Annotated in this window: 27 protein-coding genes; 23 read left to right on the forward strand and 4 right to left on the reverse strand. The window is 66.9% G+C overall.

The window, feature by feature from the left end; genetic code table 11:
* Nucleotides 1-66: 66 nt before the first annotated feature.
* Nucleotides 67-888, reverse strand: a complete 822-nt coding sequence (locus DBO33_RS05845; RefSeq protein WP_107654104.1) for an enoyl-CoA hydratase-related protein — start codon at nt 886-888, stop codon at nt 67-69.
* Between the two features lie 130 nt (nt 889-1018).
* Between DBO33_RS05845 and DBO33_RS05850 the strand changes: the two genes are divergently transcribed.
* Nucleotides 1019-2272, forward strand: a complete 1254-nt coding sequence (locus tag DBO33_RS05850; protein WP_107654105.1) for a TetR/AcrR family transcriptional regulator — start codon at nt 1019-1021, stop codon at nt 2270-2272.
* A gap of 55 nt (nt 2273-2327) precedes the next feature.
* Here the strand turns inward: DBO33_RS05850 and DBO33_RS05855 are convergent, their stop codons facing one another.
* Entirely contained in the window at nt 2328-3854 is a 1527-nt protein-coding gene (locus tag DBO33_RS05855; RefSeq protein WP_107660018.1) for an aldehyde dehydrogenase family protein, read from the reverse strand.
* Between the two features lie 366 nt (nt 3855-4220).
* Here DBO33_RS05855 and DBO33_RS05860 point away from each other — a divergent pair, with 366 nt between their 5' ends.
* Genes DBO33_RS05860 through DBO33_RS05870 form a run of 3 tightly spaced genes read left to right on the forward strand, consistent with a single transcriptional unit; the run spans nt 4221 to nt 6891 of the window.
* Nucleotides 4221-5204 (forward strand): ATP-binding cassette domain-containing protein, encoded by a 984-nt coding sequence (locus DBO33_RS05860; protein WP_107654106.1) that lies wholly within the window; start codon nt 4221-4223, stop codon nt 5202-5204.
* Nucleotides 5201-6025: an ABC transporter permease gene (locus tag DBO33_RS05865; RefSeq protein ID WP_199856539.1), complete on the forward strand. Its 825-nt coding sequence runs from the start codon at nt 5201-5203 to the stop codon at nt 6023-6025. Before DBO33_RS05860 ends, DBO33_RS05865 begins: the two co-directional genes overlap by 4 nt.
* Nucleotides 6022-6891 (forward strand): ABC transporter permease, encoded by an 870-nt coding sequence (locus DBO33_RS05870; protein ID WP_199856540.1) that lies wholly within the window; start codon nt 6022-6024, stop codon nt 6889-6891. Before DBO33_RS05865 ends, DBO33_RS05870 begins: the two co-directional genes overlap by 4 nt.
* Here DBO33_RS05870 and DBO33_RS05875 read toward each other — a convergent pair.
* Nucleotides 6861-8051: a lycopene cyclase family protein gene (locus tag DBO33_RS05875; RefSeq protein ID WP_107654107.1), complete on the reverse strand. Its 1191-nt coding sequence runs from the start codon at nt 8049-8051 to the stop codon at nt 6861-6863. The genes DBO33_RS05870 and DBO33_RS05875 overlap by 31 nt on opposite strands.
* Nucleotides 8052-8354: 303 nt before the next feature.
* Here DBO33_RS05875 and DBO33_RS05880 point away from each other — a divergent pair, with 303 nt between their 5' ends.
* Complete coding sequence (locus tag DBO33_RS05880) at nt 8355-9290, forward strand: alpha/beta hydrolase (RefSeq protein ID WP_234390707.1); 936 nt, start codon at nt 8355-8357, stop codon at nt 9288-9290.
* Nucleotide 9291: 1 nt separating this feature from the next.
* Complete coding sequence (locus tag DBO33_RS05885) at nt 9292-10227, forward strand: esterase/lipase family protein (RefSeq protein ID WP_107654109.1); 936 nt, start codon at nt 9292-9294, stop codon at nt 10225-10227.
* 12 nt (nt 10228-10239) lie between these two features.
* Here the strand turns inward: DBO33_RS05885 and DBO33_RS05890 are convergent, their stop codons facing one another.
* The gene (locus DBO33_RS05890; RefSeq protein WP_107654110.1) at nt 10240-10716 is read right to left on the reverse strand and encodes a hotdog fold domain-containing protein; all 477 of its coding nucleotides are present in this window, start codon (nt 10714-10716) and stop codon (nt 10240-10242) included.
* Nucleotides 10717-10901: 185 nt separating this feature from the next.
* On the opposite strand from DBO33_RS05890, the gene DBO33_RS05895 reads away from it, so the two are divergent.
* The 17 genes from DBO33_RS05895 to DBO33_RS05975 all read left to right on the forward strand — a co-directional run bounded on the left by DBO33_RS05895 (nt 10902) and on the right by DBO33_RS05975 (nt 20634).
* Nucleotides 10902-11312: a hypothetical protein gene (locus DBO33_RS05895; RefSeq protein WP_107654111.1), complete on the forward strand. Its 411-nt coding sequence runs from the start codon at nt 10902-10904 to the stop codon at nt 11310-11312.
* Nucleotides 11313-11848: 536 nt separating this feature from the next.
* Nucleotides 11849-12154, forward strand: coding sequence for a 30S ribosomal protein S10 (gene rpsJ, locus DBO33_RS05900; protein ID WP_003938093.1), 306 nt, complete (start codon nt 11849-11851; stop codon nt 12152-12154).
* A gap of 14 nt (nt 12155-12168) precedes the next feature.
* Nucleotides 12169-12834, forward strand: a complete 666-nt coding sequence (gene rplC / locus DBO33_RS05905) for a 50S ribosomal protein L3 (RefSeq protein WP_040731331.1) — start codon at nt 12169-12171, stop codon at nt 12832-12834.
* Nucleotides 12831-13505, forward strand: a complete 675-nt coding sequence (gene rplD, locus DBO33_RS05910) for a 50S ribosomal protein L4 (protein WP_107654112.1) — start codon at nt 12831-12833, stop codon at nt 13503-13505. Before rplC ends, rplD begins: the two co-directional genes overlap by 4 nt.
* Nucleotides 13502-13807, forward strand: coding sequence for a 50S ribosomal protein L23 (gene rplW, locus DBO33_RS05915; RefSeq protein WP_040731336.1), 306 nt, complete (start codon nt 13502-13504; stop codon nt 13805-13807). Before rplD ends, rplW begins: the two co-directional genes overlap by 4 nt.
* Before the next feature lie 33 nt (nt 13808-13840).
* Nucleotides 13841-14680 carry a 50S ribosomal protein L2 gene (gene rplB, locus DBO33_RS05920; protein ID WP_107654113.1) on the forward strand — a complete coding sequence of 280 codons (840 nt, stop codon included), beginning with the start codon at nt 13841-13843 and terminating at the stop codon, nt 14678-14680.
* 15 nt (nt 14681-14695) lie between these two features.
* A complete protein-coding gene (gene rpsS, locus DBO33_RS05925) occupies nt 14696-14977 on the forward strand; it encodes a 30S ribosomal protein S19 (protein ID WP_107654114.1) in 282 nt (93 codons plus the stop codon).
* Nucleotides 14974-15375 (forward strand): 50S ribosomal protein L22, encoded by a 402-nt coding sequence (rplV, locus tag DBO33_RS05930; RefSeq protein ID WP_107654115.1) that lies wholly within the window; start codon nt 14974-14976, stop codon nt 15373-15375. The genes rpsS and rplV overlap by 4 nt, the downstream gene beginning before the upstream one ends.
* On the forward strand, nt 15376-16179 hold the full coding sequence (rpsC, locus tag DBO33_RS05935; RefSeq protein WP_107654116.1) for a 30S ribosomal protein S3: 804 nt from the start codon (nt 15376-15378) through the stop codon (nt 16177-16179).
* 4 nt (nt 16180-16183) lie between these two features.
* Nucleotides 16184-16600 (forward strand): 50S ribosomal protein L16, encoded by a 417-nt coding sequence (gene rplP / locus DBO33_RS05940; protein ID WP_025347180.1) that lies wholly within the window; start codon nt 16184-16186, stop codon nt 16598-16600.
* Nucleotides 16600-16839: a 50S ribosomal protein L29 gene (gene rpmC, locus DBO33_RS05945; RefSeq protein WP_039822417.1), complete on the forward strand. Its 240-nt coding sequence runs from the start codon at nt 16600-16602 to the stop codon at nt 16837-16839. Before rplP ends, rpmC begins: the two co-directional genes overlap by 1 nt.
* Entirely contained in the window at nt 16836-17108 is a 273-nt protein-coding gene (rpsQ, locus tag DBO33_RS05950) for a 30S ribosomal protein S17 (protein ID WP_107654117.1), read from the forward strand. The genes rpmC and rpsQ overlap by 4 nt, the downstream gene beginning before the upstream one ends.
* Before the next feature lie 118 nt (nt 17109-17226).
* The gene (locus DBO33_RS05955) at nt 17227-17487 is read left to right on the forward strand and encodes a DUF6364 family protein (RefSeq protein WP_159080128.1); all 261 of its coding nucleotides are present in this window, start codon (nt 17227-17229) and stop codon (nt 17485-17487) included.
* Nucleotides 17484-17918: a PIN domain-containing protein gene (locus DBO33_RS05960; RefSeq protein WP_107654119.1), complete on the forward strand. Its 435-nt coding sequence runs from the start codon at nt 17484-17486 to the stop codon at nt 17916-17918. The genes DBO33_RS05955 and DBO33_RS05960 overlap by 4 nt, the downstream gene beginning before the upstream one ends.
* Before the next feature lie 156 nt (nt 17919-18074).
* Entirely contained in the window at nt 18075-18878 is an 804-nt protein-coding gene (locus DBO33_RS05965) for a phosphatase (RefSeq protein ID WP_107660021.1), read from the forward strand.
* 123 nt (nt 18879-19001) lie between these two features.
* Nucleotides 19002-20204 carry an MFS transporter gene (locus DBO33_RS05970; RefSeq protein ID WP_234390708.1) on the forward strand — a complete coding sequence of 401 codons (1203 nt, stop codon included), beginning with the start codon at nt 19002-19004 and terminating at the stop codon, nt 20202-20204.
* Between the two features lie 250 nt (nt 20205-20454).
* Complete coding sequence (locus DBO33_RS05975) at nt 20455-20634, forward strand: hypothetical protein (RefSeq protein ID WP_159080129.1); 180 nt, start codon at nt 20455-20457, stop codon at nt 20632-20634.
* Nucleotides 20635-20677: the final 43 nt, after the last annotated feature.

Below are 20677 nucleotides of genomic sequence, written 5' to 3' on the forward strand. Positions count from 1 at the left end.
GTTCTGGAGGGGATCCGGCGTTCGGCGGCGTCCGGTGCTCGGAACGGAGTGCGAAGTGGGGGTGGGTCAGTCGGCGAAGACCGCTTTGCGCTTGGTGAGCATGGCGGTGGCGCCCTCGATGAAGTCGGGGGAGGTCAATAGTTCGGTCTGGCCGGACTTTTCGGCTGCTAGGGCGGTGTCGAGGGCGGTCAGCGTCGCTTGGTTGAGGGCCTTCTTGGTGAGTTCGAGGGCGCGGCGGGGGCCTGCGGCGAGCTTGGCGGCGGCGGCTTCGACCTTCGCGTCGAGTTCGGCGTCGGGGACCACCGCGGTGAACAGGCCGGCCTGCTTCGCGGCGGTGGCGGGCAGGCGTTCGCCGAGCAGCGCCATCTCCGCGGCGAGGGGTCGGCCCGCGGCGGCGGCGATCATGGCGGCCGCGCCGCCGTCGGGCATCAGGCCGATATTGATGAAGGCGAGCAGGAGATAGGCGTCCTCGCTGGCGTAGACCAGATCGGCGGCCAGCGCGATGGCGACGCCGACGCCCGCCGCCGAGCCCTTGACGCGGGCGATCACCGGGACCGGTGCGTCGACGATGGCCTTCACCAGACGGTTCGCGGCGTCCATGGTCATGTCGGGGGTGATGCCGCGCTGGGCCTCGCGCGCGGTGGCCGAGAGGTCGGCGCCGGTGCAGAAATCGCCGCCCTCGCCGGTCAGCACGATCACCCGCACCGAGCGGTCCGTGGCAGCCGCGACGAAGGTGTCCCCGAGGGCGACCATGGTGTCGTAGTCGACGGCGTTCTTGCGCTTCGGGTTGGTGATCGTCACCCGCAGCACCTTGCCGTCGTGCACCGCCGAAAAGCCCGTTGCCGGCGCGGAGGACGCGACTGTCGCCGCAGAATCGGAATTACTCATGTCTGCTCCTACGCTGCAACTCAGCAGCTACTCTGCCATGAATACTGGTTAACTTTGCGAATTGTGGTTAACTTAGGTTCCATTGTCGGGCGCTGTCAACCAGCGGCGCCGCCGGAGAACGGAGAGGTGCATGGTCGCGGATCGCAGCGAGGTCGGCCTCGCTTCCGCGCGGCCGGATGCCGATTCCGGTGGCGGTGCGGGCCGGACCGCGGCGAGCCCGGTGCGCCGCAGGCCCAAGGACCGCAAGGTGCAGATCATCCGGGCGGCCGCGCGCGCGTTCAGCGATCGCGGGTACTACCCGGTCGGCGTGGACGAGATCGCCGCCGAAGTGGGGATCTCCGGGCCCGCGCTGTACCGGCATTTCACGAACAAGTACGCGTTGCTCGTCGCGGCCGCCGAAGAGGGTGCGCGGCACCTGCTGAACGTGGCCCGTGCCGCGGACGACACGGAACTGGAACCCGCGCAGCGGCTGGACGCACTGATCCGCGCGATCAGCGAACACACCATCGAGATCCGCCGCGAGGCCGGGCTGTACCGCTGGGAGCGGCGCTACCTGGAACGCGAAGACCGAGTCCGGATCCGGCAGATCTACGACGACTTGAACGGCACGCTCGCCGAACCCATTGCACTGCTGCGCCCGGAGTCGCCGCCCGCGGATGTCGCGATGCTGGCGGCCGCGGTGCTCAGCGCGATCGCCAGCATTTCCGCGCACCGCAGTGCGCTGTCCGGTGCCAGGCTGCTGCCGTTGTTGCACGACATGTCGTGGGCGATCCTGCGCGCCGAGTTGCCGCCCGCCCCGCCGGAACCGGATCCGGGACCCGTCACGCGCGGCCTGCCGGTGTCCTCGAAGCGCGAACAACTGCTCACCGAGGCGATCCGGATCTTCGGCAGGCAGGGCTATCACGAGGCGAGCATCGAGGAGATCGGCGCGGCCGTCGGCATCAACGCCTCCAGCGTGTACCGCTACTTCGCCAGCAAGTCCGACCTGCTCGCCGCCGCGTTCTATCGGACCGGCGATCGGGTCGCCCTCGCGATCACCGAGGCGCTGGCCGAGGCCACCAACCGCGAGGACGCGGTGCGCCGGATCGCCGAGCGGCAGGCCCGCCTGACCTTCGCGATGCCGGAGATCATGCCGGTCTACTACGCCGAATTCAGCAATCTGCCGCAGGCCGAGCAGCACAAACTGCGCGCCATTCAACGCCAGAACGTGCTGGAGTGGGCCAACCTGCTCGATGGTGATCCCGTCGAGGCGCGGTTCCGGGTGCACGCCGCCATCGGCCAGGTGATCGATGTCGGGCGGCTGCTCCGGTTCGACTCCCGCCCAGCCCAATTGGCTCGGGTGACCGCCTTGATGCAAGCCGTCCTGCTCGGTTCCGAGGCATAACCCGGCTTTCCGCACACCGAGTCGCTGTACGGAAAGCCGAGCAGCGCGCGGCAATTCAGGCGCGGCGACCGTGCCGAATGCGGAAGATGGTTCTGGCCAAACGCAGATGGCGTGGATGACGGTCGAACGTCGACAGGTTCACCGGCGCCTGATAACGCTTGCGGGCAATGGCCAAGGTGTGGCTGAACTCCCGCAGCCCTTGATCGCCGTGACTGTGCCCCTGCCCGTACTCGCCGACGCCGCCGAAGGGCAGCGCGGGGATGCCCGCGTAGGCGGTGGAGGAGTTGATGGTGACCACGCCGACGCGCAGGTGCTCGGCGAAGGTCTCGATCTCGTGCACGTCCCTGGTGAACACCGAGACCGCGACATCGTTGCCCACCGCGTTGATGCGCTGGGCGGCCTCCGCCATGCTGGTCACCTTGTTCACCACCAGCACCGGCCCGATGCCCTCGCCGGTGATCGCCAGGCTTTCCTCGGGCACCTCGGCGAGCACGACGGGTTCGATGTACGGCTCGCGGATCGAATCCAGTCCGCCGACCACCGCGCGACCGCCGCGGGCCAGCGCGTCGCGAATCTGCTTGCGCACCACCTCGACCTGCGACTCCAGGATCATCGGACCGTACGACGCGCGCTTGTCCGCGCCGGGCCGCAGTTTGACCGCCTGCGCGACGACGAGCTCCAGGAATCGGTCGTAGACCGACTCCGCGACGTAGGCCCGCTGGATGCCGGTGGCGTTCTGCCCGGCGTTGGCCATCGCGCCGAACACCGCGGCCTCGGCGGCGTCGTCGAGCTTCGCGTCGACGTGCACGATCATGCTGCCCTTGCCGCTGCGCTCCACGACCACCGGCGTCATCGTCTGGGTACACAGCGCGATCACCTCGCGCGCGCCGGACTCCGAACCGGCGTAGGCGATCTTGTCCACCTTCGCCCGGCACAGCGCGGCGCCGGTCGCCTGGTCGCCGGTAACCACTTGCAGCACCGGCTGATTGGGCGCCAGCCTGGTCCAGCTGTCGGCCAGCCAGACGCCGACGCCGGTGGTCAGCTCGTGCGGCTTGAACACCACGGTGTTGCCCGCGGCCATCGCGTAGGCGATCGACCCCATCGGCGTGAACACCGGGTTGTTCCACGGGCCGAGCACCCCGATCACGCCGAGCGGCAGGTAACCCACCGACGCGCGCTGATTGCGGGTCAGCCAGGTGGAGCCGAGCTTCTGCCTGCCGAGCGCGCGCGCCGCGTTCCGGGCCGCCCAGTCCAGGTTCTCCACCGCGAGCATCACCTCGATCGCGGCGTCCGCCTCGGGCTTTCCGGTCTCCTCGGACAGGATCTCGGCCAATTCGCCTGCGCGCCGGGTGATGTCGCGCTTCCAGTCGAGCAGCCAGCGCTTGCGCCCGCTGAATCCCAGTTCGGCCCACCACTTTTCGGCCGACCGCGCACCGCGCACGGTGCGATTGATTTCCCCGGCGCCCATGACGGCGTAGTTGCCGACGGTCTCGCCGGTGCGCGGGTCGTAGGACGTCAGCACGTTCGATCGGCCAGATCCTCCCGGCTGCGCCGCCACTCGTGGCTGCGCGGACTCGGCCATGATCACCTCTCGCAGTGTCGAAATCGGCGTGCGGGCCACCGGTGGAGCGGCCGCCGCGGACGAGTGAGTGTTCCCCCGATTAGCAGACTATGGTCGCCGCGCCGGGCCGACAAGGCTCGTCCGCTGCCGCCACGCTGCCCTTGACACGGTCCACCAGCGCCGATCTGCGTCGCGCCGGACGGATATCGGCGAGTGTGAGTAAGGACACAATTAATCCGCGGTCCTGTTGGGTACCGCGCGGGCGACCCGGTGTGAATCCTGCATGCCGGTAACATCACGCCAAGCGCTACGGATCATTCATCGGGACGTATACGCGCGCGCTCCGGCGGCCCCCGAGTCGTCGCAATTGCCGATAGTGGAGAGTTGATGCCGAGCTTGAACCAAGCAGATCTGCATGCCAGTGAGCCAGCGGTCCGGGTGACGGACGTCCGGAAGTCGTTCGGCGATGTGCATGCACTGCAGGGGGTCAGCTTCGTTGCCGACCGCGCCTCCGTCCTCGGCATCCTCGGCCCGAACGGTGCGGGCAAGACGACGATGGTGAAGATCCTGTCCACGCTGCTGCGCCCGGACTCCGGCACCGCCGTGGTCGCCGGGCACGACGTGCTCAAGGACGCGGCGGGGGTGCGCCGGTCGATCATGATGACCGGCCAGTACGCCGCCCTCGACGAGAACCTCTCCGGCCGGGAGAACCTGGAGCTCTTCGGTCGCCTGATGGGCCTGACCAAGAGCGCCGCCCGCAAGCGTGCCGACACCCTGCTCGAGGAGTTCGACCTGGTGAGCGCGGGCCGCCGCGCGGTGCGCCACTACTCGGGTGGCATGCGCCGCCGGGTCGACATCGCGTGCGGCCTGGTGGTGCGACCGGAGGTGGTGTTCCTCGACGAACCGACCACCGGCCTCGACCCGCGCAGCCGCCAGGGCGTGTGGGATCTGGTGAACGCGTTGAAGGCCCAAGGCATCACGGTCCTGCTGACCACGCAGTACCTCGAGGAAGCCGACGTGCTCAGCGACAACATCATCGTCATCGACAAGGGCACGGTGATCGCCGAGGGCACCGCCGACGAGCTCAAGGAGAAGACCGGCGGCAGCTACTGCGAGGTGGTCCCGCTGGACCCGACGCAGCTGCGCCTGACCGCCGATGCCCTCGGCGACCTGGTGCCCGCCGCGGTACTCGCCGACATCAACGGCGGCGACCGGCTCTCCATCCCGGCCCCCGAGGGTGCGGCCACGCTCACCGAGGCGCTGCGTCGCCTCGACAGCGCGGGCATCGACCTGGCCGACATCGCACTGCGCCGACCCTCGCTCGACGACGTGTTCCTGTCCATCACCGGACGTGCGGGTGGGACGGCGTGACAACGGCTACTGCCCCTGATCGGGCCGCGGACGCGGCCGCACTGTTCGCGGACCTACCCGAGGCTCGCCTGTCCTCGTTCGCGCAGTGGCGTGCGCTGTCCGGGCGCATCGTCTGGACCATGGCCACCAAGGGCGAGCTGATCGTCGCGGTGGTGACGCCGCTGGTGTTCACGCTCGGCTTCTACTTTCCGCTGCGCTTGGTGATGAAGTTCCAGGGCATCGACTACGCCCAGTACGTCATGCCGATCATCGTGCTGCAAACCATGGCTTTCACGATGATGTCGAACGCCCAGCTGGCGGCGTTCGAGGCGTTGACCGGGCTGAGTACCCGAATGCAGACCATGCCGATCGGCATGCTGGTTCCATTGTCCGCGCGGATCGCCGCCGGGCTGGTTCGCTCGGTCACCTCGCTGACCGCCGCCGTCATATTCGGCCACCTGATCGGCTTCCGCTTCGTCGCGGGCTTCGGGCAGGCGGTGTTGTTCTGTGTGTTCTCGTTGGCGGTCGGCACCACGCTCGCGCTCGGCGCCGACGCGCTCGGCAGTTTGACCAAGAGCCCGGAGTCGCTGAGCCAGGCGCTGACCCTGCCCACGTTGATCTTCGGCATGCTGTCCTGCGGGTTCGTCCCGGAACGCAGCTTCCCGGACTGGATTCAGGGATTCGTGCGCAATCAGCCGATCTCCCAGTTCTCCTTCGCGCTGCGTGACATGGCCGCGGGCGGTGTCACGTGGCAGGTGTTGTGGGTACCGCTGACCTGGGTGATCGGGCTCGCGCTCGTATTCATCCCACTGTCGATCTGGGCAAGCGTGAGGCGATCATGAGTTCGGTAGAGGCCACCATGGCACCCATCGACGAGACCGACAAGATCTCCTGGAAGACACCGCTTCCCGAGGTCGCGGCGACACCCGAGAACTCGCTGCGCAACTGGTTCACGCACAGCCTGATCCAGTGCAAGCGGCTGCTGCTGGTCTGGGCGCGTGATCCCGCGACCACGATCCAGACGCTGGTCTACCCGGCGCTCACGCTGCTGATGTTCAAGATCGTGCTCGGCAAGTCGATCACCAACTACACCGGCCAGCCGAGCATCTACGCGCAGATGGCGTTGCTCACTCTCGTCGCGGCGATGTCCGGCGCGGTGGTGAGTGCGCTCGGTTTCAAGGGCGAGAAGATGTCCGGCCTGCTCGGCCGGTTCTGGACCATGCCGATCCACCGGGCGGCGGGGTTGACCGGACGCCTGCTGGCCGAAGCGGTGCGGGTATTGGTCACTACCCTGTTCGTCGTCGGCGTCGGGCTGCTGCTCGGCTTCCGGTTCAACCAGGGCCCGCTCGCCGGTCTCGCGCTGATCGGCATCCCGGTGCTGTTCGGTATCGCCTTCGCCGTGCTCGTCACCGCGCTGGCCACCGTTACCGAGGGCGTGATGCTGGTGAACATCATCGGCATCATCAACACGCTGCTGATGTTCTTCAACACCGGCTTCGCACCGGCGTTCGCCTATCCGATCTGGTTGCAGTCGACGATCCAGAACCAGCCGATGAGCTGTGCGATCGACGCGATGCGCGGCCTGTCCTACGGCGGACCGGTCGCCGAGCCGCTGATGAAGACCGTGCTGTGGACGCTCGGCCTGATCGTGGTGTTCGCCTACCCCGCGGTGCGCGGCTATCGACGGGCGGCCGAGACCGGCGCCTGATCGAAGTCGTAGTCGAGCCAGCGATTGCGGTGGGTCCAGCCGACCAGGTCGTAGCGCCAGTGGAACGGCCAGGTGTGCGAGACGGTGTTGAACAGGACCGCGCCGAGGGCGGTGTAGTCGTCGTGCGCGGACAGCAGGGCGCGCTGTCCGCGCGGCGAGGCGTTGAAGAACGCGTCGAACATGGCGATCGACTGCTCGGTGGTCAGCCGGCCGAGTCCCCAGAGGCCGCGCATCCGCATCCAGTACACCAATCGGGCGCGGGGTGGCCACAGTGCGGCGATCGGGTCGCGACCCTGCTGTAGCGCGCTGATCGCGGTGTCCACCAGCGCTAGCGAGTCGGCGACGCTGTAGCCGGTGCAGGGATGCATCATGCCGCCGCGGGATCCGAACGGAACCGCCTGGGCGACGCCCTTTTTCGGCGGCCGCTGATCGAGCGGATAGTGCGCGGCCTCCGTCGGTTCCGTGCCGGTGAGCCGAATGCCGTGCGCGGCAAGCCGATTCAGGGTCCGTTTGCGCAGCTCGTGCTGCGGCATGCCACCGCGCAGGCCGAGGCTGGTCTCCTCGAAGATCACCGTGCCGTCGCCGAGCGGCACCGAGTAGAGGAACGACGGCGGCTCGTCGGGGCCTGCGCCGTTCTCCGGCCGCCAGTCCAGCAGCAGCCCCTCGCCCTCCTCGACCATCGGCGCGGCCGTCTCGGCGGCGACGAAGATGCCGTGCGCGCTGGCGGCCCGGCGCCGGCCGAGGGTGGGCAGGCCGCGGGTGTCGAAAACGGTCGCCGCGCGCACCGTCGTCCCGTCGGCGAGGGTGACGATGTGCGCGTCGACCTGGGTGGCGCGCCCCGCCAGCACGGTGGCGCCGTCGAGCGGGAGCGCCTCGCGCAGGCCCGTTTTCGACAGCACGCAGTAGGGACGATCGATGCGCAGCGCGGTTTTGGTCCAGACGGTGGGCTGCGGAATGGTGCTGGCGATTGCGCTCGCAGGCAGCCAGTCCGGCAGTTCATCGACCCAGCAGGAATAGGTCGGCGGCCACAGCCGATCGGGCCGCGGATCGATCGCGGTCACGCTGAGCCCGGCGCGCAGCGCGCGATGCGCCAGCGCCCGGCCGGTCGGACCGAGCCCGACCACACACACGTCGACATCTCGGACCGCGCTGACACCCATGAGGGCATTCAATCCGCTGCGGCCGGGCCGACGCAACTGTCCGCGCACATCGAGCCCCCGGAAATCGGGTCTCGCATTAAACCGAACACGGTGAAAGCACGCACTCCGAGAATTGTGTTTCGCAGTGCCCCCAGAATTGGTGGCCCTGCAACTTCAGTGATGAAAAAGTGCTGTGTCACACCGTAGTCTCGGTGCCGGACGCGGGTGGTTTCCGCGTTCAGGAGAAGGGGAATCATGAGTGGCAATACCCTCCGTAGGCTTGGTGTGCTCGCGGTCACAGCCGGTGCGGCTGTATTCGCGGTTATGCCGGCATCGGCGCACGGTGCGCCCGCGGAGTCCGCAATTGTTGCGGTGCAAGAGCACGATGCGCGAAAGCTCACCTTGACAATTCGCTCGGCGGCCATGGATCGCGATATCCAGGTGGAGACCCAGCGGGCGGCCGACACCAGCGTGCCCCGGCCGGTGCTCTACCTGCTGCAGGGTGCGGGCGGCGGCGAGGACGGCGTCACCTGGGAGACGGAAACCGATGCGCTGCAGTTCCTTTCGGCCAAGAATGTGCACGTGGTCTCGCCGATCGGCGGCATGTTCAGCTACTACGCGGATTGGATCAACGACGATCCGCGGCTGGGCAAGCAGAAGTGGAAGACCTTTCTGACGCGCGAATTGCCGCCCCTCATCGATAAATATCTGGCGACCAGCGGGCGCAATGCCATCGCGGGCCTCTCGATGGCGGGCACCACCACGCTCGCGCTCGCCGCGACCACCGGCGACCTCTACTCCAGCGTCGCCGCCTACAGCGGCTGCGCGCAGATCAGCGACCCGGTCGGCCAGGAGTTCATGAAGCTCACCGTGGAGACCTGGGGCTGGGCGAAGCTGGCCAACATGTACGGCGCGGCCAACGACCCGCGCTGGGCGGCCAACGACCCGTACGTGCAGGCCGAGGGGCTGCGCGGCAAGTCCATCTACATTTCCAGCGGCGGCGGCATCCCCGGAAAATACGATGAATTGAACGGCAAGTATTCGCTGCCCGGCGTGGACGGTATCGCGGCTCAGCTCATCAAAGGCGGCGCCATCGAGGCGGCCACCAATTACTGCTCACGCAATATGCAGACCCGCTTGAATACGCTCGGTATTCCGGCAACGTATGACATTCACCCGGACGGCACCCATTCCTGGGGATATTGGGAAGACGCGTTGAAGAACTCGTGGCCCGCGCTGTCTGCTCCGTTGGGAATTTGAGATGTGGATTCGCAAACAGGCCGTGCGGATCGCCGGCCTGATGTTCGCTGCCGCCTGCGCGGCGGTACTGCACGCGCCCGCCGCGGCGGCCGCCCCGCCGATCCCGGCCTTCGCCGGCGCCAACGACTGGGCCTGCCGCCCGTTGGTGGTGCACCCGCAGCCGGTCGTGCTCGTACACGGTTCGGGCACCGACGCGGCCAACAGTTTCGCGATGCTCGCCCCGCTGCTGCGGGCCGAGGGCCACTGTGTCTTCGCCGCGAATCTCGGCCCCACCCCCGGCCTGCGTGATGTGGTCAGCGGCCAAGCCGGTTCCAGCGCAGTGGGTATCGGCCCGGTCGGCGCCGCGGTGCTCGGCCGCACCATCTACGGCGTCGCCGACATCGATCGCATGGCGACCGAGTTGAGCGACGTCGTGCAGGCCGTGCAGAAAGCCACCGGCGCGCAGCAGGTGGCGCTGGTCGGTCACTCCACCGGTGGCAACGTGATCCGTCAGTACCTGCGCTCGCACGGCCCGGCCGCGGTGACCCAGGTGATCACGCTCGGTACCCCGTATCGGGGCTCGACCTGGGCCGGACTCCGCGACAACTACCCCGACCTGGCCTCGCTCGGTCTGGAGAACGCGCAGATCGCCGCCCAGGTCTTCGGAACTCCGGGTCAGCAGCAGGTGGTTGGGTCACCGCTGCTGAACCGGCTGAACGCGGGAGGCGAGACCGTGCCCGGTGTCCGGTACACGGCCCTCGCCTCCCGCGCCGACGAGATCATCACCCCGCAGGAGACCGCGCTGCTCACCGCGCCCACCGGTGACAACCGCAATATCTGGCTGCAGGACGGGTGCCCGGCCGATATCGCCAATCACAGTGGGCTGCTGGGGGATCCGCGTGCGGCCGCGGCGGTGCTCGGCGCACTGGCCAACGACAACCGCCCGCTGCCTTGCTGAGAAAAGGTGCGACTACTTCGGCGTGATCCAGGTGGTGATGTCGGCGTGCACGACCTCGAGGCCGTGCTTGTCGTAGATCGACACCGGAATGATCAGGTCCCGGCCCTCGGTGATCGTCGCGAAGTCGGGGACCTCCGGCAGCTTCGCGACGGCCCGCAGGCTGGTCTCGGCTTTGGCCAGGTACTGCACGTTCATCGCCTTCGGGATCCAGCGGTGCGTGTCCGGCACGGTCGCCTCGCTCAGCATGCCCATGGCCACCTCGGCCAGGTTGCAGGCGGCGATGGCGTGGTAGGTGCCGAGGTGGTTGTGGATGCCGAACCACTTCGGCGAGGTCACCTCGCACAGGCCCGGCTCGAGTCGCACCACGCTCGGCAGCACCGTGCCGAAGTACGGCACCCGCGCCACCATGCCCAGCGAGAACAGCGTGTGGCCGAGCCGATTGTCCGGCAGTTTCTGCCAGCTGCGGTAGGTCGCGGTCGCTTTCGTCATGCGGTCATCTTACTGCGGAGTAAGTTCGGTCTGTCGAGTGTGCCCCAAATCACGATGGCAGCGGGCTCTGGGGCTGTCTGGTCGCCTGTCCGAGTTGTTATGTTTGTCCGTTGCGCCGATCGGTGGCGGGACTGGGGGCCGACGCCATTTCTGTTGGCGTAGAGGGGAACCGGGAGTTCTCGAGCATGGGTATTCGCACAATCGCCGCCGCGCTGGGTATCGCGCTGGGCGGCGCTGTCCTCGCGACATCCGCAGGGGCGGGCCAGGCGGCCGCCATTACTCCGGTCATCGCGCCGCAGGACGGCATCTATCTCGGCCTCGAACTCGATCACAATGGGACGGTCGCGTTGCAGCGCAGTCCGCTCATGGGGGTGCTGAACGGTCCGCTGACCACCGACGGGCTGTTCTACCTCGATGAGGAGTCCGTCTATCAGGGCGGCGAGCTGATCGACGGCATCCAGTACAGCGACGACCTCGAGTTCTCGGGCGTCACCGCGGAAGCGGCCGATAGCCGCAGCGGTTCGATCGCGATCGCCGTGGTCGATCCGGCGGCCTACGACGGCTCGAAGTATGTGATCGTCCAGGTGCTGCGCTGACCTGAGCCGCCTCCGGCGGGTGGGGCCGGATCGGCCGAACAGGCGAGCGGCGGCGGCCGTGCTGGTTCCTCGGAATCGGCACGGCCGCCGCCGTTGTTGCCGGGCCGGCACGCCGATGACCTGGGCGGAGCCGTTCGTGAGGGCCGGATTTGAAGTAGCCGAGCGCGTCGGGCATACTGTTCGGGTTGCCTTGCACCGGGCCGTGCCTGTTTCCGAGTTGAGACGGGATGGCTAGGGAAGGCGAGCAGTACCAATCGTGTACCTCACCGGTTAGTCCGGTGTGGGTACGTCCGGGAACACGATTCCAGGCCTGAGATGAAGTTCGATCCAGCGCCGAAGAATGAGCGGATGGGCGACACGCCCGACCGCGTGGACCGGAGAACCATGACAGATGAACAGCGGCGAGGATCGAGCATGCGTGCTTGATCGCGGTCTCACGTGAGACGTCTTCGTGTGTTCGGGCTGTGCAAATTGAGGGTGGTACGGAAGCCAGCTTCCGGATCACGAAGGTATAAGCGGAGAAAAGGACACTTAGCGTGGCGGGACAGAAGATCCGCATCAGGCTCAAGGCCTACGACCACGAGGCGATCGACGCGTCAGCGCGCAAGATCGTTGAGACGGTGACCCGCACCGGGGCCCGTGTGGTCGGGCCGGTGCCGTTGCCGACCGAGAAGAACGTGTACTGCGTCATCCGTTCGCCGCACAAGTACAAGGACTCGCGCGAGCACTTCGAGATGCGTACGCACAAGCGGCTTATCGACATCCTCGACCCGACGCCGAAGACGGTCGACGCGCTCATGCGCATCGACCTCCCGGCCAGCGTCGACGTCAACATTCAGTGACGGGGACTGGAGATATGACTGACAACAAGAACAGGCCCGCGGCGGGCATCCTCGGCACCAAGCTCGGGATGACCCAGGTGTTCGACGAGAAGAATCGCGTCGTTCCCGTGACCGTCATCAAGGCCGGACCGAACGTGATCACCCAGATCCGCACCGTGGAACGCGACGGCTACAGCGCCGTGCAGGTTGCCTTCGGCGCCATCGACCCGCGCAAGGTGAACAAGCCGGTCTCCGGCCAGTTCGCCAAGGCCGGTGTCACCCCGCGTCGCCACGTTGCCGAGATCCGCGTCGCCGACGCGTCCACCTTCGAGGTCGGCCAGGAGATCAACGCCGACGTCTTCGAAGAGGGCACCTACGTCGACGTGACGGGTACCAGCAAGGGCAAGGGCTTCGCCGGCACCATGAAGCGTCACGGCTTCGCCGGTCAGGGCGCTTCGCACGGTGCGCAGGCTGTGCACCGTCGCCCCGGCTCCATCGGTGGCTGCGCCACCCCCGGCCGCGTGTTCAAGGGCATGCGCATGTCGGGCCGCATGGGTAATGACCGCGTCACCACGCAGAACCTCTCGGTTCACAAGGTCGACGCCGAAAACGGCCTGCTGCTGATCAAGGGAGCGATCCCGGGTCGTCGCGGCAATGTCGTGATCGTCAAGAGCGCAGTGAAGGGTGGTGCGCACGCATGACCAGCCTCGAAAAGAAGGCCAACCTGACCCTGCCGGTCAAGGAACTGGGCGGCAAGACCAATGGCACCGTCGATCTCCCCGCGGAGATCTTCGACGCGACCGCGAACATCTCGCTGATGCACCAGGTGGTCATCGCGCAGCTGGCCGCGGCCCGCCAGGGCACGCACTCCACCAAGACCCGCGGTGAAGTCCGCGGTGGTGGCAAGAAGCCGTACCGGCAGAAGGGCACCGGCCGCGCCCGTCAGGGCTCGACCCGCGCGCCGCAGTTCACCGGTGGTGGCGTCGTGCACGGCCCGCAGCCGCGCGACTACAGCCAGCGCACCCCCAAGAAGATGATCCGCGCCGCACTGCGTGGAGCACTTTCGGACCGGGCGCGTAACGAGCGCATCCACGTGATCACCGAACTGGTTGCCGGGCAGGACCCGTCGACCAAGACGGCCAAGAGCTTCCTCGCGGAGCTGTCGGACCGCAAGAAGTTCCTCCTCGTCCTCGGACGTGAGGACATCGCGGCCTGGAAGAGCGTGCAGAACCTCGAGTTCGTGCACCCGATCGCGCCGGACCAGCTCAACACCTATGACGTGCTGGAAAGCGACGAGGTCGTGTTCAGCGTGGAGGCTCTCAACGCCTTCGTGCACGGCCCCGCCGAGGCGGCACAGGAGGAGAGCAAGTGACCACCATCGCCGACCCCCGCGACATCCTGCTGGCGCCGGTCATCTCGGAGAAGTCCTACGGACTCATCGAGGAAGGCACCTACACCTTCATCGTGCACCCGGATTCCAACAAGACGCAGATCAAGATCGCCGTCGAGAAGGTCTTCGGTGTCACGGTTACCAGCGTCAACACCGCCAACCGTCAGGGCAAGCGCAAGCGGACCCGCTTCGGTTACGGCAAGCGCAAGAACACCAAGCGCGCGCTCGTGACCATCTCGGCCGACAGCAAGCCCATCGAGATCTTCGGAGGCCCGGTCGCGTAAGCGCCTGGGACTCCAGAAAGAAGAGAAGAACTCATGGCAATTCGTAAGTACAAGCCGACAACCCCGGGTCGCCGCGGGTCGTCCGTTTCGGACTTCGCTGAGATCACTCGGTCGACCCCCGAGAAGTCGCTGATCCGTCCGCTGCACAGCAAGGGTGGTCGTAATGCGCACGGTCGCATCACCACCCGGCACCGCGGTGGCGGCCACAAGCGGGCCTACCGTCTGATCGACTTCCGTCGACTGGACAAGGACGGCATCCCGGCCAAGGTCGCGCACATCGAGTACGACCCGAACCGCACCGCGAACATCGCGCTGCTGCACTTCGTGGACGGCGAGAAGCGCTACATCATCGCGCCCAAGGGCATCGCGCAGGGCACCCCGATCGAGTCCGGCCCCACGGCCGACATCAAGCCGGGTAACAACCTGCCGCTGCGCAACATCCCGACCGGTACCACCATCCATGCGGTGGAGCTGCGTCCGGGCGGCGGCGCGAAGATGGCCCGTTCGGCCGGATCCAGCATCCAGCTGCTCGGTAAGGAAGGCTCCTACGCCACGCTGCGTATGCCCTCCGGTGAAATCCGCCGCGTCGACGTGCGCTGCCGCGCCACCGTCGGCGAGGTCGGCAACGCCGAGCAGTCGAACATCAACTGGGGCAAGGCCGGCCGTATGCGCTGGAAGGGCCGTCGCCCCACCGTCCGTGGTGTCGTGATGAACCCGGTCGACCACCCGCACGGTGGTGGTGAAGGTAAGACCTCCGGTGGTCGCCACCCGGTCTCGCCGTGGGGACAGCCGGAAGGCCGTACCCGCAAGCCCAACCGCCCGAGCGACAAGCTCATCGTCCGCCGCCGCAAGTCCGGCAAGAACAAGCGCTGAAGGAGGAGGTAAGAAATGCCACGCAGCCTCAAGAAAGGCCCGTTCGTCGACGACCACCTCCTCGCGAAGGTGGACGTGCAGAACGAAAAGGGCACGAAGCAGGTCATCAAGACCTGGTCGCGTCGTTCGACCATCATCCCCGATTTCATCGGCCACACCTTCGCCGTCCATGACGGTCGCAAGCACGTGCCGGTGTTCGTCTCGGACAACATGGTCGGGCACAAGCTCGGTGAGTTCGCGCCGACCAGGACGTTCAAGAGCCACATCAAGGACGACCGGAAGAGCAAGCGGCGATGACGACTGACACTCAGAATCCGACTGCACGCGCGACGGCCAAGCACGTTCGCGTGACCCCGATGAAGGCTCGTCGCGTCGTGGACCTCGTCCGCGGCAAGCGAGTCGAGGATGCCCTGGCGATCCTGAAGTTCGCGCCCCAGGCCGCGAGCGAGCCAGTTGCCAAGGTCGTGGCCAGTGCCGCGGCGAACGCCGAGAACAACCTCGGCCTGAACCCGGCCACCCTGGTCATCTCGACGGCCTACGTCGACGAGGGTGCGACCATGAAGCGGTTCCAGCCGCGCGCCCAGGGTCGTGCGTTCCGCATCCGCAAGCGCACCAGCCACATCACCATCGAGGTCGAGAGCATCCCCACCGCCGGTGGAGCAACTCGCAACCGCCGGAAGGGAGGGGCAAAGTAAATGGGACAGAAAATCAATCCCCATGGCTTCCGCCTCGGTATCACCACCGACTGGAAGTCGCGTTGGTACGCGGACAAGCAGTACGCGGACTACGTCAAGGAAGATGTCGCCATCCGTAAGCTCCTCGCCACCGGCATGGAGCGGGCGGGCATCTCCAAGGTGGAGATCGAGCGCACCCGTGATCGGGTTCGCGTCGACATCCACACCGCTCGTCCGGGCATCGTCATCGGCCGCCGTGGCGCCGAGGCCGATCGCATCCGGGCCGAGCTGGAGAAGCTCACCAAGAAGCAGGTGCAGCTGAACATCCTCGAGGTCAAGAACCCCGAATCGGATGCGCAGCTCGTTGCTCAGGCCGTGGCCGAGCAGCTGTCCAACCGCGTGGCGTTCCGTCGTGCGATGCGTAAGGCCATCCAGTCGGCCATGCGTTCGCCGAACGTCAAGGGCATCCGCGTGCAGTGCTCGGGCCGCCTCGGTGGCGCCGAAATGTCGCGCTCGGAGTTCTACCGCGAGGGTCGGGTGCCGCTGCACACGCTGCGCGCCGACATCGACTACGGCCTCTACGAGGCCAAGACCACCTTCGGTCGCATCGGCGTGAAGGTCTGGATCTACAAGGGCGACATCGTCGGTGGCAAGCGTGAGCTCGCCGCCGCGGCCGCTCCGGCAGGCGATCGTGATCGTCCGCGCCGCGAGCGTCCGTCTCGCCCGCGTCGCTCCGGATCCGCCGGTACCACGGCGACCAGCACCGAGGCCGGGCGCGCCGCCACCGCGGTGGTGGACGCTCCGGCAGAGACACAGGAGGGCTGACGCAATGCTGATGCCTCGTAAGGTCAAGCACCGCAAGCAGCACCACCCCGGTCGTTCCGGCATGGCCAAGGGCGGCACCTCGGTGGCGTTCGGCGAGTTCGGGATCCAGGCGCTGGAGCCTGCTTACGTGACCAACCGGCAGATCGAGTCGGCACGTATCGCGATGACCCGCCACATCAAGCGTGGCGGCAAGATCTGGATCAACATCTACCCGGATCGCCCGCTCACCAAGAAGCCTGCCGAAACCCGCATGGGTTCCGGTAAGGGTTCGCCGGAGTGGTGGATCGCGAACGTCAAGCCCGGCCGCGTGATGTTCGAGATGAGTTACCCCAATGAGGAGATTGCTCGTGAGGCCCTGCGCCGCGCGATGCACAAGCTCCCGATGAAGTGCCGGATCGTGACCAGGGAGGAGCAGTTCTGATGGCTACCGAAACACCGGCCGCAGAGCTCCGCGAGCTCACCGAAGAAGAGTTGGTGCAGAAGCTGCGCGACTCCAAGGAAGAGCTGTTCAACCTGCGCTTCCAGATGGCGACGGGTCAGCTGGACAACAACCGTCGGCTGCGCGTGGTTCGTCACGAGATCGCGCGCATCTACACGGTCATGCGCGAGCGCGAGCTCGGTCTGGCCTCCGGACCCGCTGACAAGGGAGATGCGGCATGAGCGAACAGAAAGAGCAGCAGCGCGCCAGCCGCAAGGTTCGAGTTGGCTACGTTGTCTCGGACAAGATGACCAAGACGATCGTCGTCGAGCTGGAAGACCGTAACCGGCACAAGCTCTACGGCAAGATCATTCGCACCACCTCCAAGGTGAAGGCGCATGACGAGAACGAGATCGCCGGCATCGGCGACCGCGTCCAGCTGATGGAGACCCGACCGCTGTCGGCGACCAAGCGCTGGCGTCTGGTCGAGGTGCTGGAGAAGGCCAAGTAGGCCGCTCCGATCTTCGAGGCGAAGGCCCGCTTCCCGGTTGGGAGGCGGGCCTTCGTCGTTTCGCGCGGCAGTTCGAAATCCACGTTACTTTCACGTGGGCCACGTGATAGCCTGTGGCATGTCCAAGAGAAATGTGACGCTTCAGCTGGACGAAGAGGTGATCACACAGGCGAAAGTCATTGCGGCTCGGCAGGGGACGTCGGTCAGTGCGCTACTGGCGCAACAGGTGCGCGAGCTCGCCGCCGATGCCGCTCGCTACGAGGCCGCGAAGGTTCAGGCGTTGCAGCTCATGGCGGAGGCGGCGGCGCGGGGCAGTGGTGGTCGCGTGACGTGGAGCCGAGAAGATCTTTACGACCGGGCGGGGGACCGAGACGAATGAAATCGGAGCGGGTTTTCATCGATACCAACGTGCTCATCTATGCCTATGAAGCTGGGGACGACCGTCGCAGCACGATTGCGCGAGAAGTCCTCGCGGACCTGTGGGAGCGTAAGGTCGGCTTGCTGAGCACGCAGGTCCTCCAGGAGTTCTACTCCGTGGCCACCCGCAAGTTGCGGCCGAAGCTGAGCCCCGCCGAGGTCCGCCGCATCATTGCGTTGTACAGCGAATGGTGCGCCCGCGATACCGACCCGCTGATCCTCATGAACGCTTCGTTCCTCGCGGAAACGCACAGCGTGTCGTGGTGGGATGCATTGATCGTCGAGGCTGCGTCCCAGTCCGGCGCGAAATACATTCTGTCGGAAGATCTTCAACACGGCCGCAGCTTCCTCGGGCTAGAGGTGCGCAACCCTTTCCTCGAACGAGCGGGTTAGCCCAGACCCACAGGAGATCGCGGCGAGGCGGTCCAGCGGGCGCGTACTGCGGTTGCCGGTCGCGCCCGTCCTTGTAGTGTCGTGTTGACGGCGAACACTGCGTCGAAGCACCTGGCCTCGGTAGCAGTGCCGGCCGATGCGGAGGTGGGATTGTTGGTGCAGCCATACGACCGGGCGCTGCTGCGTAAGCACTTGCTACAGACCCGGATAGCGGGCGATGTCGCGACGCCACGCGAGGGAAATCTGGCGCATTACCGCAGAATGGTCGCCAAGGACCCCGGGTACCAATTCGGGTTGGCGTTGAAGGACTGGACGTTCGACGAGACCTTGGACATGATGGCACGGCTGTGTGGGGTCAACCCCGACCCGCGGCACCGGCAAGGCGCCGACACCATCGGCGTGGACCTGACCATCGAGGCGCTCGACGAGATGGGCGCCAGAATCGGGCAGGCCGCGCGCGATCGAGAAACAGTGCTGCTGGCCACCGGACACCCCGGGCCGCTCATGGGCGTCTACCGCGCAGTCGAAGACGCGTTGCGCGCCGCCGGATGCGAGGTACTCACCCCCGCCGCGGGCTGGTCGTACCCCGTCATCACCGCGAACGGCTCGCGGATACGCGAAATCGTCTACAGCTCAGGCGTTGCCGCGCTCAGCACCGGCGGCCGATTGCAGCACACGCACGACCCGAACCCCATGCAGGCGATGCTGCAAGAACTGCGCGACCGCCCCGAACCGCATCCCTGGCCCGACCTGGTCATCGCCGACCACGGCTGGGCCGGCGCCGCGGGTGAAGCGGGCATCGACACCGTCGGTTTCGCCGACTCCAACGACCCAGCCCTGTTCGCGGGCCGCGCCGAAGGCAAGATCGCTGTTACCGTCCCGCTCGACGACGGTGTCTTCCCCGAGTACTACGAACCCATGACCGACTACCTGCTCGACCGCGCGGGTCTCGCCAGCTGAACCGACCCGACGGTCGAGCGCAAATGTGAACCACCGCTTGATCATTGGGCGGCAAGTGACAGCGGCGAAATTCATGGGATAAATCGGTAGCGGCTTGTCGGTGCAGCGTGACAAGCTCGGTCGGTGCGGTCCTATCGGGTGGTTTTGGCGAGTGCGGATGTGCGCAACGTACTGCTGCTCGGGGCGCTGGTGCGCATCCCGTTCTTCGCCGGGGCCGTGCTGCTCGCACTGCACGTGGTGCAGACGTTGCACGGTTCCTACGTGCAGGCCGGTGTGCTGAGCACCATCGCCACCGTGTGCATCGCGCTCAGCGGGCCGTGGCGCGGGCGGCTGCTCGATCGATTCGGACTGCGCCGCACGGTCGCGCCGTCCATTCTGGTCGGCGCGGTGTGCTGGTCGATCGCGCCGTTCGTCGACTACGTGCCGCTGCTCATCTTCGCCGCGATCGCCGGACTGTTCGACGTCCCCATCTTCACCGTCGTCCGGCAGGCGGTCATCGCCGCGACGACCGAGCAGAACCGGCAGCCCGCCCTCGCGTTGGAGTCGGTGTCGGTCGAGTGCGCCTTCATGGTCGGGCCGATCGTCGGTGTCGCCGCCGCCAGCATCTGGTCGACCACGATGGTGTTGTTCTTCGTGCAAATGACTTTGGTGCTCGCCGGCATCCTGCTCTGGGTGCGCAATCCACCACTGCGCTCCGCCCAGGACGCCGACCGCGCGAACGCCGTCGCCGTTCCGCGCCGCAGCTGGTTCCGCCTCGAGTTCGTCGCCCTGTGCGTTGGCGCGAGCGCGGCCATCGCCGTGCTGGCCGGCTCCGAACTGACCTTCGTCTCCGCCATCCGCGAGTTCGACGCGCAGAAATGGCTCGGCGTCGTGCTCGCCGTCTGGGGCTTCGGCTCGGTGGTCGGCGGCCTCACCTACGGCGCGCTGCACCGCAAGATCTCCACCTACCTCCTGCTCGCCGCGCTCGGGGCCGTCACCTTGCCGATGGCCTTCGCCATCGGCCCCGTCTCCCTCGCCATCACCGGCCTGGTCGCCGGATTATTCTGCGCCCCAACGATTACCGCCTCCATCGACCAGATGAGCCGAATAGTCCCCGAAGGCGGCCGTGGCGAAGCCATCGGCTGGCACAGCGCCGCCCTCACCCTCGGTAACGGCATCGGCAGCTCGATGGCAGGCATCGCCATCGACGCGGGCGGCTTCCCCGCAGGCTTCGGGGCCGCAGCCGCCCTCGGCCTGGGCATCGGCCTCGGCATCCCGTTGCTCCTGGCCCTGCACAACCGCCGCCACCCAGCCGTCGACAAAGAACCGAGCCAAGTCGGCGCCTGAGCCTCGGCAGCTAAGTCCGCTGTGAGAGTTCATCCGTCGTGATCGAGCGCGGTCTCGCCTGCCTGTAGTGATCAACGACAGACAGGGCCTTGCGTTATACGTATACATCTACATATAGTGGTCGCGACGGGTGCTGGTGTGCAGTGGCCCGGGGAAATCGAGACCGAGGATCTGGGCCGGCGGGGCGAATGAGGGGTCCGTTGGTCTGGATCGATGCGTGCATGCGCATTTACGTATGGATGGAGTCGTCATGAGTAGTGAATCGGTGCAGGCGGTTGCGGTCGAGGGGGGTGTCGACTTCGAGAAGGCGGACCCGGAGGGGTTTCCGGAAGTCGTGCTGAAGGTGGGTCCCGGGGGGTGGCTCTTTTACACATCTGACGCCGCCGACGAAGGCGTAGGGGGAGGTCTCGGGGGGCGCCGGGACCTTTAAAAAAAAAAACGAGTGTGAGGGGCACGGTGCGGGAGGTCGAGTG

It is taken from the genome of Nocardia suismassiliense (assembly GCF_900269665.1).
Lineage (GTDB): Bacteria > Actinomycetota > Actinomycetes > Mycobacteriales > Mycobacteriaceae > Nocardia > Nocardia suismassiliense.